The following is a 12,174-nucleotide window of genomic DNA, read 5'->3' as shown; positions in this document are numbered from 1 at the left end:
GCCGTCCGGCCCGGCGGCGCCCCGCGGGCCGTCAGACGGCGTCGAGCCACTCCTGCGCGGCGGCGACCAGCAGCGCGACACCCAGGTCGAGGGTGGGCTCGGGCACGGGCGCGAAGAACGGCGAGTGGTTCGGTGCGACGCCGTCGGGCAGGTTCCCCATGCCGGTGGCCGCGGCCAGGTCGAAGCCCGCGAAGAGCGCGGTGTCGAACCCGCCGAGGTTCCAGTAGACGAGCGGGACGCCCGCGGCGGTCGCGAGGTCGCCGACGTCCTCGGAGCCGGGCAGCGGCGGCATCGCGATCAGCGCGGGGGTGCCGCCGGCCGCCTCGATGGTGCCGCGGTGCCGCTCCAGCGTGCGGGCGAGGACGGCCCCGGTGCGCTCGGAGGCCGCCGGGTCGTTGACCATGAGGCGGAACGTCGCGATGCTCTCGTGGTCCGGCTGCTGCGGGGCGCCCGAAGCCGCCGCCTCGGCGGCGACGATCCGGTGGATCGCGGCCAGCACCCGCTCCCGCACGCCCGCGTCGAACGTACGCACGTTGACGAGCAGCTCGGCGCGGTCCGGGATGATGTTCGCCTGCGTCCCGGCGCGCACCGACCCGACGGTGACGACGGCCTTCTCCCCCGCCCCGACCTCGCGGGACACGATGCCCTGGAGCCGCTGGATCGTCGCGGCCGCCATGAGGACGGGGTCGACGGTCGCCTCGGGGCTGGACCCGTGCCCGCCCTTGCCGTGCAGGGTGATGCGCTCGGAGTCGGTCGCGGCCATCGCGGTGCCGGGCGTCAGGTTGACGACGCCGACGGGCAGCGGCATGACGTGCTGGCCGAGCACGACGTCGGGCGTCCCGACGCGGTCGAAGAGACCGTCGTCGACCATCGCCCGGGCGCCGCCGCCCACCTCCTCGGCGGGCTGGAACAGCGCCACGACGGTGCCGGACCACTCGGCCCGGCGGTCCGCGAGCTCGGCCGCGGCGCCCAGCAGGCAGGTGACGTGCACGTCGTGGCCGCACGCGTGCATCGTTCCCGTGGCGTGACCGTCGGGCGTGACCGCCGTGTCCGTCGACGCGTAGGGCAGGCCCGTCCGCTCGGTGACGGGCAGGCCGTCCATTTCGGCCCGCAGCAGGACGCGCGGGCCGGCGCCGTTGGCCAGCACACCGACGACGCCGGTGCCGCCCACGCCGCCGTGGACGTCGTAGCCGAGGCCGCGCAGCCGTTCCGCGACGATCCCCGCGGTGCGGTGCTCGGCGAACGCCAGCTCGGGGTGGGCGTGCAGGTCCGTGTAGATCGCCGTCAGCTCGGCGGTGCTCAGTGCGCTCACGCGCCCATCCTGCCCAACACCCCTCGACGGCGCGCGGCCCGCTCGCTAGCGTCGGGTCCGACCCGACCGCCACCGAGGGAGATGCGCGTGGACCGGCTGACTGGCGTCGACGCCCTGCTGGACCTGCTCGACACACTGTTCGACGACCGCGAGGATGCGACCAGCCGGGCGGCGACGGAGCACTGGGACACGATGTACACCCGCCCCGGTCACCCGCTCGCCGTCGACCTGCCCGACGCGAACCTCGTCGCCTGGCGCGACGCCGGGCTGCTGCCCCTCGACACGATCGCGACCGCCCTCGACGTCGGCTGCGGGCTCGGCCGCAACAGCCGGTGGCTCGCGGCGCAGGGCGTCCGCACGACGGGCGTCGACATCGCCGCCACCACCCTGGGCCGCGCCCGCACCCTGTCCGCCGGGCTCGACGTCACGTTCGCCGACGTCGACGTGCTGCGCGAGCCCGTCCCCGGGGGGCCGTTCGACCTCGTCTACGACTCCGGCTGCTTCCACCACCTGGCCCCGCACCGCCGCATCTCCTACCTGCGCACGCTGCGCTCGGCGCTCCGCCCCGGCGGGTGGTTCGGGATCTGCACGTTCGCCGCCGGCCGGATGGGGTCCACCGCCGACGACGCCGACCTGCTGCGGTCCGGGCGGGTCGGCGAGGGGGTCGGCTACACGGAGGCCGAGCTGGTCGACGTCTTCTCCTGGCTCGAACCGGTCGCCATCGGGCCGATCCCGCCGCAGGCGGACGTCGCCGAGCCGGTGTTCACGCACGACTTCCTCACGGTGGCGCTGTTCCGCCGGCCGGGGTGACGGTGCCCGGCGCCGTCAGTCCGGGTCGGTCGGGTCCAGCGGAGCGTCGGGCGCCAGGTTGACGGTGCCGCGGCGCCAGTGGCCGACGACCGTCGACCGGTCCGGGCCGACGCCGCACGAGCGCAGGTGCCGACGCACCGGCACCAGGTCGCCCGCCTCGCCGTATCCGACGACGTGCTCGTCGGGCTCCGGGGCGCCCAGCGAGCGCACCGCGTCGGCGAGCTGCCCCGGGCCGTCCGTCCGGTAGAGGATCTCGAGGTCGGCGCCGTCGAGCTCGTCCTCGACGAACGCCTCGTCGACGTCGTCGCCGATCTCCACGACGGCGGTGACGCGCACGTCGGGTCCGACGGCGGCGAGCCAGCGGGCGGCGGCAGGCAGGCCCGTCTCGTCCACGGCGATCGTCAGCCGGCCGATCCCCTCGGGGAGGCCCCGGCTGGTGCCCGGTCCGACGAGAACGATCTCGTCCCCCACGGCTGCCCGGCCCGCCCAGGCGGAGGCGGGGCCCGCGTCGCCGTGCAGCACCCAGTCCAGGTCGACCTCCGCGACGCCGTCGACGGTGCGCGTCGCGCGGACCGTCAGCTCCCGCGAGATCGACACGACCCCCGTCGGCCGCTGGACCCCGCCGTCCGGTGCGAGCGTCGGCGCGTGCAGCACGCCCGTCTCCGGGTCCGGGAGGAAGACCTTCACGTGGTCGTCCGGCCCCGGGGCGCGCAGCGCCGCGAGCGACGACGGCGCCGCCGGGTCGGCGCCCGCCACGTCGCGCAGCGTCGTGCGCACGATCGTGCCCGAGAGTCGCCGCACGGCGTGCACGCGCGCACGGCGCGGGATCAGGTCGAGGTCGGTGCGCGGTCGAGAGGTCACCGTTCGATTCCATCACGACGGCCGCCGCCCACGGACGTCACGGACCCTGCCACGGGTCGACGACCTGCACGCCCGTGCCCACGAAGTCCTGCACGTTCCGCGTCACCAGCGGTACGTCGTGGGCCCGGCAGGTCGCGGCGATCATGAGGTCCACGTCCCCGACGGGCATCCCGCGCCGCTCCCGGGCGACACGGACGGCGGCCAGCTCGACGGCGGCATGCTCGTCGAAGGGCAGCACACGCCCACCGCGGAAGGGTTCGAGGAGGGTGACCACGGCGAGCGAGAGCGCGTCCCGGCGGCGGCCGGCCGGCAGGCGCGCGACGCCGTACAGGAGCTCTGCGACGACCGGGGCGGCCGTGACCAGGTCATCGGCGTGCGCGGCCACCCAGTCGAGCACGCGCCTGTCGGGGGCACGACGGGTCAGCTCCGACAGGACGTTCGTGTCGACCAGCCAGCTCATCCGAGGTCGACCGGGGGTCGGGCCCCGCCGCCCCGCGCCGGGAGCCAGTCGTCGTCCCACTCCGGCTCGTCCCAGGCGCGCTCCAGCAGGTCACGCGCCCGGTCCACCCAGTCGGCGCTCGTCGCGGCGCCGGCGACACCGCGCGCAAGGTGTCGCTCCACCGCACTGGACGAGCCCGCCGCAGACGCGAGGATCGCCCGCACCTCCGCCTCCATGGACCGCCCGTGCCGCACCGCCATCGCCTGGAGGCGCGCCTTCACGCCATCGTCCAGGCCGCGCACCGTCACCGTCGCCATCGCCACCCCTCCGTCCACTGACAGCAGAATGCTAGCACCGGACCGACGCCGGGGGCAGCGCCCTGCCTCCGGCGCCGCGGTCCTGGCGCGGCACCGACCCGCTCCGCCACACTGTGCGCATGAGCGACCCGCGCCAGCAGCCCTACGAGGGGTACCAGCCGCCCGCGTACACCGGATACACGGGCCAGAGCACGCCACCCCCGGGTGGGTGGCAGGGCACCCCGGGTGACCCTTCCGCCCCGGCTCCTGGGTACGGGTACGGCTCGGCCCAGGGCGCTTCGTATCCCGCGCCGCCCGGCTACGGCGTCCCGGCCTACGGTCAGCCCCCGGAGCCGCCCGGCCGCACCCTCGGCATCGTCGGGCTCGTGCTGGCCTTCGTCATGCCCGTCGCCGGGATCGTGGTCTCCGCCATGTCGCTGTCCGCGTCACGCAGAGCGCAGGTGCCCAACGCCATCGGCGCGTGGGGTCTGTGGCTGTCGATCATCTTCACCGTGCTCGGTGCGCTCGTCTTCATCGCCTGGTTCGGCGTGCTGCTCGCCGTCCCGTTCTCGATGACCGGCTACTGAGTGGGCCCGACCACGAGGTGGCAGGTCCGCCGCGGCGGCGCCACGGTCACCGCGGCCGCCGTCGCCCTGACCCTCACCGGTTGCGCGTTCGGCACCGACAAGATCGGCCCCGACGAGACCGACGAAGCCCGGCTCGCGGCGCTGGAGAGCGCCATGCCCGTCGACGGCGACGTCGACCTCGAGCTCCGCGACCTCCGTGGTTCCTCGGTCGCCTACGTCGCCGAACGACCGTCGGCCCGCGTCGAGCTGCCGTGGGACGACCTCACCGACGAGCAGGTCGACCTCGACGACCCCCTGGCGGACGATCCACCACCGATCTTCGACGCGGGCGTCGCCCTGCGGGACCGGCTGGTCGACGCCGGGGTCACCCTGGTCACCGTCACCTGCGAGGTCGACGCCCGTCAGGGACACGTCACCGCCGTGAAGCTCGCCGGAACCCTGCCCGTCGACGTCTTCACGGCGGCCGTGTCGGCCGGGGTCGTCGAGCGGGGAGGCGGGGTCACCCTCCACGCTCCGTTCCATACCGAGCCCACCGACCCCTGGGAGCTGGAGCCCCTCACCGGCGAGACGTGCCTCGACAGCACGGCACCCCCGGCCAGCACCACGACGACCGGTCCCGACCTCGGCCCGGACCCCTTCGGCAGCATCCCCGGCTCCTGACGTTTCAGCGGCCGGGCGACACGTCACCGAGGGACGGCCGCACCGTAGATCGCGTCCCACCCGCCGAAGGCACGGGCTCCGTCCGCTCCACCGGCTCGCGCATCGTCGAGCGCCAGGGTGTGGATCGCACCGACGCCGGGCTCGTAGAACTCCAGCACTCCGTCCGCATGACCCACGAGCAGCACGTAGTGCCGGGGGACGTCTGTGCCTGCCGGGCCGACGAGGAACGGCACGGGTGTCCCCGCATCGACGGCGGCGACGGCACGATCGACAAGGTCGGCGGGGTCGTCGTGCGGACCCAGCAGGCTGTACTCCATCGCGACGTCCGCTCCGACGACGCGGCTCACCTCGTCCCCGTACCCCCACGGTGACGACCCCACGACCGAGCCCGGCCAGAACGTGAACCTGTTCGTCTGGATCCGGATCTGGGTCTGCAGGTACTCGAGCCGCTGGGCAGACGTGAGGCCGGCGTCCGGCATCAGGTGGACCAGCGGGACATCCGACACATACTCCGGCACGTGTCCGTCGACCAGCTCGCCCCGCGCCAGGAACAACGCAAGGAACGGGTCACGCTGGGCGGCGAGCATGAGGAGGGACGCGGACCCGCAGGTGGTGCCCGTCCGCTGCTTCACCACCGACCCGTCGATGGTCCGCACCCGCGACTCGAAGTCACGGTCCTGCGACAGGATCCCCATCGTCCCGATCCGCCGCACGTCGTCGCTCGACATCTCGCTCAGACGCCGGGCCAGCGCGAGGGTGAGTGCGAGGCCCGCACCCGTGGCGACGGCGGAGATGACCATCTGCCGCTCCTCCGGGCTACGCGCGTCCGCGAGCGCCGCGTCCAGCCGGTCCCGGTCCGCCGCGGACAGCTCCTGGCGCGCGACGAGGTAGGCGGCCCACTCGTCGGCGGAGACGACGGCCTGGTCCGGGTCGTCCACGCCTGCCGCGAGCGCCAGCACGGCGTCGACCGTGGTCGTGGCCGTGGACGGCGTGAAGCCGGCGAGGCGGGCGTGCCCGGCCGCGTCCCCGAGCGCGAACCGCAGCGTGGTCTCGGCGTCGAGCGCGTCGCGCAGGGCGTCCCGGCAGCCGGTCGCGGCGCCGATCGCCTCGTCGAGCAGGCCGTCGGCCCGCGCGATCAGGGCACGGCACTCCCCCGGCTCCAGGTCGTCGGACCAGTCGGGCACGTCCAGCCCGAGCACCGCCGAGCGCGCGTCGTCGAGCGCCCCGGCCGACGTCGCGTGCGCGGCCTGGGCCGCGGCGAGCGCCGACGCGTACGACGCCAGGGCGTCACCGACCACGTCCGCCCCGGTGGCCTCGAGCTCCGCGAGGTCCGCGAACGCAGCGACCGCGACGACCGCAGCCTGGGCGGCGTCGCCCTCCAGCACGTCCTCGACGGCGGCCGCCTCCTCCCGGAGCCGGGTGGCGGCCGACCGCAGGCTGTCGGCCGTCACCCCGTACGTGGCGGCACTGCGCCGGACGTCGGCGGGCGAGCCGTCCGGTGCGACGACCGCCGCGCCACCCCACCCGTGGGCCAGGGCCTGCATGTCCTGCAGCCGCACGATCACCCCGCCGGTCGTGGGTGCCGCGAAGGAGCCGTGCCGCGCCTGCTGCGCCCAGCGCAGGATCTCCTCGCAACGATCGATCCCGTCCTGCAAGCTCATTCGGGTCCCTCCCCGGAGCCGTCGCGGGACACCAGCCGTTGCGTGCGCGCCACCTGGTGGAGGAAGTCCGCCGGGACGGGGAGCGGCCGGACCTCGGCGAGCAGCGCCTGCACCACGGTCCGACCCGCCGGCGATCCCTCCACCACGGCGTCCCCCAGGGCCGCGACCCGGGCGATGCCCGCCAGGTCGACGGCGACGGCGAGGCGACGCGTCGTAGGCCACGAGATCCCGGCGATGCCCAGCCGTCCCACCCAGCGGGCGACGTCGCGGGCGTCCCACGGCACGGTGTCCGACGGCGCTCCGCCCGCTTCCGGCGGCGCCGGCGCCGCCACCGGGCTCGCGGCGGTCATACGGCCTCCTGCCGCCGGCCGCCCTGCGCGGCCCGGGCGAGGCCGGCGTCGGTCGCGGCGACCTCGGCCACGGCGGCATCGACGACGTCGGCCAGGTCCTGCAGCCCGTCGCCCGCCGTCGTCAGCTCGGTCGACCAGCGGGCCGCGGCCTCGTCCGCCGTGTCGGCCACGCCGGAGCCCACGCCGGCGATGTCCGTGGCGCCGCGCGAAGGCGACCACGCCGCAGCGAGGGCGCGCAGTCCCGCCGTCACCCCCGCGACCCCGTCGCCGTCCACCCGTAGTCCGTCGCTCACCGGTCGCCCTCCCTCGTCCCTGTCCGAGCATGTCAGGAGGTCAGGGGCGTGCGCACCCCCTGTCCACGCCCGGTGGGGATAACGGTTTGCACCGGCTGGGAGAATGGTGCGCCGTGAGCACCGAGCCCTCCCCCGCCGCATCGTCCCGCACGGACGGCGACACTCCTGACCGCCGTCCGCACCCGGACGGCGCGGCGCACGGCGAGCGGCGCCAGGACGGCGGCCGGGGCGAGGGCCGACGTCGCGGACGCCGCACCGGCCAGGGCCGCGCCCGCACCGGGGGGCCCGCACGCGTCAGCCGTGAGCAGCTCGACAAGGCGGCAGCGCTGCGCGCCGCCGTCGTCGTCCCGCCCATCGTCTACCCCGAGCAGCTCCCCGTCTCCGCCCGCCGTGCGGAGATCGCCGACGCGATCCGCGAGCACCAGGTCGTGATCGTCGCGGGCGAGACCGGCTCCGGCAAGACGACGCAGCTGCCGAAGATCCTCCTCGACCTCGGCCGGGGCCGCGCCGGGCAGATCGGGCACACCCAGCCCCGCCGCATCGCGGCCCGCTCCGTGGCCGAGCGCATCGCCGAGGAGCTCGGGGGCGAGCTGGGCGGCGTCGTCGGGTACCAGGTGCGGTTCACGGACACGTCCGGCGAGGACACCCTCGTCAAGGTGATGACGGACGGCATCCTCCTCGCGCAGATCCAGCGCGACCCCGACCTGCTCGCCTACGACACCATCGTCATCGACGAGGCGCACGAGCGGTCCCTCAACATCGACTTCCTGCTCGGCTACCTCTCCCGCCTGCTGCCGCGCCGCCCCGACCTCAAGGTCGTCATCACGTCCGCGACGATCGACTCCGCGCGGTTCGCCGAGCACTTCTCGCCGTCGCACCTCGCCGAGATCGGCGGGGCCCCGCAGGCCGTCGTCGACGTCCTGCCCGACGCCGCCCCCGTCGTCGAGGTCTCCGGGCGCACCTACCCCGTCGAGATCCGGTACCGCCCCCTCACCCCGGACCCCGACCCGGCGGCCCCCGCCAAGAAGAAGGGCGAGGAGAAGGACCTCGTCACCGGCATCGTCGAGGCCTGCGACGAGCTGATGCGCGAGGGCCCCGGCGACATCCTCGTCTTCCTGTCCGGCGAGCGGGAGATCCACGACGCCGCCGACGCCCTCGAAGGTCACCTCAAGGAGCGCGTGCGGGACGTCAAGCACCCGCAGCACGTCGAGATCCTGCCGCTGTACTCGCGACTGTCCGCCGCCGAGCAGCACCGCGTCTTCCAGTCGCACCCCGGCCGCCGCATCGTGCTGTCCACCAACGTCGCCGAGACGTCCCTGACGGTGCCCGGCATCCACTACGTCGTCGACCCCGGCACCGCCCGCATCTCCCGCTACTCCAAGGCGACCAAGGTGCAGCGGCTCCCCATCGAGCCCATCAGCCAGGCGTCCGCGAACCAGCGCTCCGGCCGCTCCGGCCGCGTCGCCGACGGCGTCGCGATCCGCCTCTACTCCGCCGACGACTACGTGTCCCGCCCCGAGTTCACCGAACCGGAGATCCTGCGGACCTCGCTCGCGTCCGTGCTGCTCCAGATGATCTCCGTCGGGGTCGTCGCCACCCCCGACGACGTCGCCAAGTTCCCCTTCGTCGAACCCCCGGACACGCGCTCCGTGCGCGACGGCGTCCAGCTCCTCACCGAGCTCGGCGCGCTCGGCCGTCGACACGGGCGCGACGGCACGGCGTCGAACGACGTGCACCTCACCGACGTCGGCCGCACCCTCGCCCGCCTCCCCATGGACCCCCGGCTCGCCCGCATGGTCATCGAGGGCGCGAGGCTCGGCGTCGCCCACGAGGTCGCGATCATCGCCGCCGCCCTGTCCATCCAGGACCCGCGCGAACGTCCCGCCGAGGGCCGCGAGCAGGCCGACCAGCTCCACCGCCGGTTCACCGACCCGACGTCGGACTTCCTCAGCTACCTCAACCTCTGGGAGTACCTGCGCGAGCAGCAGCACGCCATGGGGTCGTCGGCGTTCCGCCGCCTCTGCAAGTCCGAGCACCTCAACTTCCTGCGCATCCGCGAGTGGCAGGACGTCGTCGCGCAGCTCCGCCAGATGGCGAAGCAGCTCGACATCGACATCTCGTACCGTCCGCGGGCCGCGGGTCCGGTGGAGGTCGGTGCGCCGCCTCGCTCACGGGCCCCAGGGGGCCCTCCGCTACGGCTTGACGGCGGCGCACCGACCTCCACCGGACCCGCTTCGTCGAATGGCACGGACGACTCTCGACCGGCGTCGGATGGCAGAGACGCGACAGCCGGAGGGGACACGCAGGACTGGCGGCGCGTCTGGGACGGCGACACCGTGCACCGGGCGCTGCTGAGCGGCATGCTGTCGCAGATCGGGATGCAGGACACCGGGGAGATCAAGGCGTCCTCCGTCGCGCACCTGCGGGGCGAGGCGCGGGCCCGGGCGCTGCGGCAGGCCGCGAAGCGGGCCCGCAACGAGTACCTGGGCGCGCGCGGGGCGCGGTTCGCGATCTTCCCCGGGTCGCCGCTGAGCAAGAAGCCGCCCGAGTGGATCATGGCGGGCGAGCTCGTCGAGACGTCCCGGCTGTGGGCGCGCGACGTCGCGAAGATCCAGCCCGAGTGGGCCGAGTCGCTCGCCGGCGACCTCGCGAAGCGCACCTACTCCGACCCGCACTGGTCCACCCGGCAGGGCGCCGCCATGGCGACGGAGAAGGTGCTGCTCTACGGCGTGCCCATCGTCGCCGACCGGCCCGTGCTGTTCGCCAAGGTCGACCCCGAGGCGGCCCGCGAGATGTTCGTCCGGCACGCGCTCGTCGAGGGCCAGTGGACGACCCACCATCGGTTCTTCGCCGAGAACCGGCGGCTGCTCGCCGAGGCCGAGGAGCTCGAGGCGCGGTCCCGGCAGCGCGGCCTCGTCGCCTCCGAGGACGACCTGTTCGCCTTCTACGACGAGCGGGTCCCCGCCGACGTCGTCAGCGCCCGCCACTTCGACACCTGGTGGAAGTCCGCGCAGCGGGACGACCCCGACCTGCTCACCTTCACGCTCGCACAGCTCGTCGACGCCGACGCCGTCGACACCACCCAGTTCCCGGAGACGTGGACGCAGGGCGAGGTCACCCTGCCGCTCACCTACCAGTTCTCCCCCGGCGCCGACGCCGACGGCGTCACCGTGCACGTCCCCGTGTCGATCCTCAACCGCGTCTCCCCCGCCGGGTTCGACCGCATGGTGCCCGGCCTGATCGACGAGCTGTGCGTCGCCACCATCCGGTCACTGCCCAAGGCGGTCCGCCGCGAGCTCGTCCCCGCGCCCGACGTCGGCGCCGCCGTCGCCGGCTGGCTGCGCGAGAACACCCCCTCCTGGTCCGACATGACCCGCGCCGGGGAGATGGCGCCGCCGTTCCACGTCGAGTTCACGCGCGCCGTGCGTGCCCTGCGCGACGTCGTCATCGACGACGACGTGTGGGACGCCGAGCGCGTCGAACGCCTGCCCGCGCACCTGCGCATGACGTTCCGCGTCGAGGGTCCGGCCCCCGCCGACACCGGTGCCGGCCGAGCCGGCAAGGGGCGCGGTCGACGACCTGGCCGGGGCCACGACGCCGGACCGTCGGGCAAGCCCGTCGTCCTCGGCGAGTCGAAGGACCTGCTCTCGCTCCAGAAGCGGTTCGCGGCCCAGGCGGAGGAAGCGGTCCGGGCCGCCGTCAAGGGGGCTGTGGGTCTCGCGCTCGAGGAGGCACGGTCGTCGTCCGCGGCAGGTGCTGGTGCGTCGGCGCAGGCGGCTGGTTCGCCGGGTGCTGAGGGTGTCGGTGCGCCGCCTCGCTCACGGGCCCCGGGGGGCCCTCCGCTACGGCTTGACGGCGGCGCACCGACACCCTCAGCGCCCGGTTCCGCGGAGGGGACACCCGGCGCTTCGTCCGGTACGGGCTCCGTGGTGCGCGAGGAGTCCGGGTTGGCGACGTGGCCGGCTTCGCTCGCCGACGGCGTGCTGCCCGCGGCGGTGTCGACGGACCTCGGCGGCGGGGTGGTGGTGCGGGGGTACCCGGCGCTCGTCGAGGAGCCGGGAGCGAAGGGCTCGGGATCGAAGGCTGCGCCGTCGGTGGCGCTGCGGGTGCTGGCCGACGTGACCGAGCGGGACGTCGTGCACGCGCGCGGCGTGCGCCGGCTGCTGCTGTCCGAAGTGGCGCTGGCGACGGGTCGGGTGTCGTCGCGATGGTCGGGGAACCAGGCGCTGACGCTCGCCGCGGCACCGTACAAGAACACCGACGCGCTCGTGGCAGACCTCCAGCTCGCCGCCGTGATCGCGCTGACCAGCCCGGACGGTGAGAAGGCGCCCGGCACGCCGACAGGCGGGCCGGATGCTGTACATATTCGGGACGCCGAGTCGTACAAGTCTGCGCTGACCTTCGTGCGGCAGCACCTGGAGGACGAGGTGCACCGCGTCGTCGGGCACGTGGTCGCCGCGCTGACCGCGTGGCGCACCGTCGAGGGCGAGGTGCGGGCGTCGTCGTCGCTCGCGCTGCTCAGCACGTTGCAGGACGTGCGCGAGCACGTGGCCACGCTGGTGCACGACGGCTTCGTCTCCGCGACGCCGCCCCGGCGCCTCCCGCACCTGGTGCGCTACCTGCGGGCCGACTCCTACCGGCTCGACAAGGCGCAGGCCAACCCGGTCCGGGACGGGGAGCTCGCCTGGCGCATCCGCGACGTCACCGGCGTGTACACCCAGGCCCGTGCGACGTACGCGGCCGGGGCGCCCGACCCGGCCCGCGCGGCCGAGCTCGCCGACGTCCGCTGGCTGCTGGAGGAGCTGCGCGTCTCGCTGTTCGCCCAGCAGCTCGGCACCGACGGCAGCGTCAGCGAGAAGCGCATCCGCAAGATCCTCAGCCCCGGCGGCTGGTGACCGCTGCCTG

11 protein-coding genes are annotated in these 12,174 nt (G+C 74.7%); 4 read left to right on the top strand and 7 right to left on the bottom strand.

Annotation, left to right across the window (positions count from 1 at the left end; genetic code table 11):
* Positions 1–31: 31 nt before the first annotated feature.
* Positions 32–1,312, bottom strand: a complete 1,281-nt coding sequence (locus I598_RS12725; protein ID WP_198155693.1) for an amidohydrolase — start codon at positions 1,310–1,312, stop codon at positions 32–34.
* Between the two features lie 87 nt (positions 1,313–1,399).
* On the opposite strand from I598_RS12725, the gene I598_RS12720 reads away from it, so the two are divergent.
* Positions 1,400–2,122: a class I SAM-dependent methyltransferase gene (locus I598_RS12720; protein ID WP_418268496.1), complete on the top strand. Its 723-nt coding sequence runs from the start codon at positions 1,400–1,402 to the stop codon at positions 2,120–2,122.
* A gap of 15 nt (positions 2,123–2,137) precedes the next feature.
* Here I598_RS12720 and I598_RS12715 read toward each other — a convergent pair whose 3' ends face one another.
* Genes I598_RS12715 through I598_RS17915 form a run of 3 tightly spaced genes read right to left on the bottom strand, consistent with a single transcriptional unit; the run spans position 2,138 to position 3,757 of the window.
* Complete coding sequence (locus I598_RS12715; RefSeq protein WP_068203278.1) at positions 2,138–2,983, bottom strand: siderophore-interacting protein; 846 nt, start codon at positions 2,981–2,983, stop codon at positions 2,138–2,140.
* 37 nt (positions 2,984–3,020) lie between these two features.
* Positions 3,021–3,443, bottom strand: a complete 423-nt coding sequence (locus I598_RS12710) for a type II toxin-antitoxin system VapC family toxin (protein WP_068203277.1) — start codon at positions 3,441–3,443, stop codon at positions 3,021–3,023.
* Positions 3,440–3,757: a FitA-like ribbon-helix-helix domain-containing protein gene (locus I598_RS17915; protein WP_198155692.1), complete on the bottom strand. Its 318-nt coding sequence runs from the start codon at positions 3,755–3,757 to the stop codon at positions 3,440–3,442. The genes I598_RS12710 and I598_RS17915 overlap by 4 nt, the downstream gene beginning before the upstream one ends.
* A gap of 101 nt (positions 3,758–3,858) precedes the next feature.
* On the opposite strand from I598_RS17915, the gene I598_RS12700 reads away from it, so the two are divergent.
* Both I598_RS12700 and I598_RS12695 read left to right on the top strand, forming a co-directional pair.
* Complete coding sequence (locus tag I598_RS12700; protein WP_068203276.1) at positions 3,859–4,305, top strand: hypothetical protein; 447 nt, start codon at positions 3,859–3,861, stop codon at positions 4,303–4,305.
* Complete coding sequence (locus tag I598_RS12695; RefSeq protein ID WP_068203275.1) at positions 4,306–4,965, top strand: hypothetical protein; 660 nt, start codon at positions 4,306–4,308, stop codon at positions 4,963–4,965.
* Positions 4,966–4,988: 23 nt separating this feature from the next.
* Here I598_RS12695 and I598_RS12690 read toward each other — a convergent pair whose 3' ends face one another.
* Genes I598_RS12690 through I598_RS12680 form a run of 3 tightly spaced genes read right to left on the bottom strand, consistent with a single transcriptional unit; the run spans position 4,989 to position 7,269 of the window.
* Positions 4,989–6,626: a hypothetical protein gene (locus I598_RS12690; RefSeq protein ID WP_157557230.1), complete on the bottom strand. Its 1,638-nt coding sequence runs from the start codon at positions 6,624–6,626 to the stop codon at positions 4,989–4,991.
* Complete coding sequence (locus I598_RS12685) at positions 6,623–6,976, bottom strand: hypothetical protein (protein WP_068203273.1); 354 nt, start codon at positions 6,974–6,976, stop codon at positions 6,623–6,625. The genes I598_RS12690 and I598_RS12685 overlap by 4 nt, the downstream gene beginning before the upstream one ends.
* The gene (locus tag I598_RS12680; protein ID WP_157557229.1) at positions 6,973–7,269 is read right to left on the bottom strand and encodes a hypothetical protein; all 297 of its coding nucleotides are present in this window, start codon (positions 7,267–7,269) and stop codon (positions 6,973–6,975) included. Before I598_RS12680 ends, I598_RS12685 begins: the two co-directional genes overlap by 4 nt.
* Positions 7,270–7,382: 113 nt before the next feature.
* Here I598_RS12680 and hrpA point away from each other — a divergent pair, with 113 nt between their 5' ends.
* Positions 7,383–12,164, top strand: a complete 4,782-nt coding sequence (gene hrpA, locus I598_RS12675; protein WP_418268495.1) for an ATP-dependent RNA helicase HrpA — start codon at positions 7,383–7,385, stop codon at positions 12,162–12,164.
* The last annotated feature ends 10 nt before the right edge of the window (positions 12,165–12,174 follow it).

Origin of the sequence: Isoptericola dokdonensis DS-3, from assembly GCF_001636295.1 — a bacterium.
Classification (GTDB): Bacteria; Actinomycetota; Actinomycetes; order Actinomycetales; family Cellulomonadaceae; genus Isoptericola; species Isoptericola dokdonensis.
The sequence above is the reverse complement of the archived record's forward strand: the minus strand, read 5'-3'. Positions and strand labels throughout refer to the sequence as shown.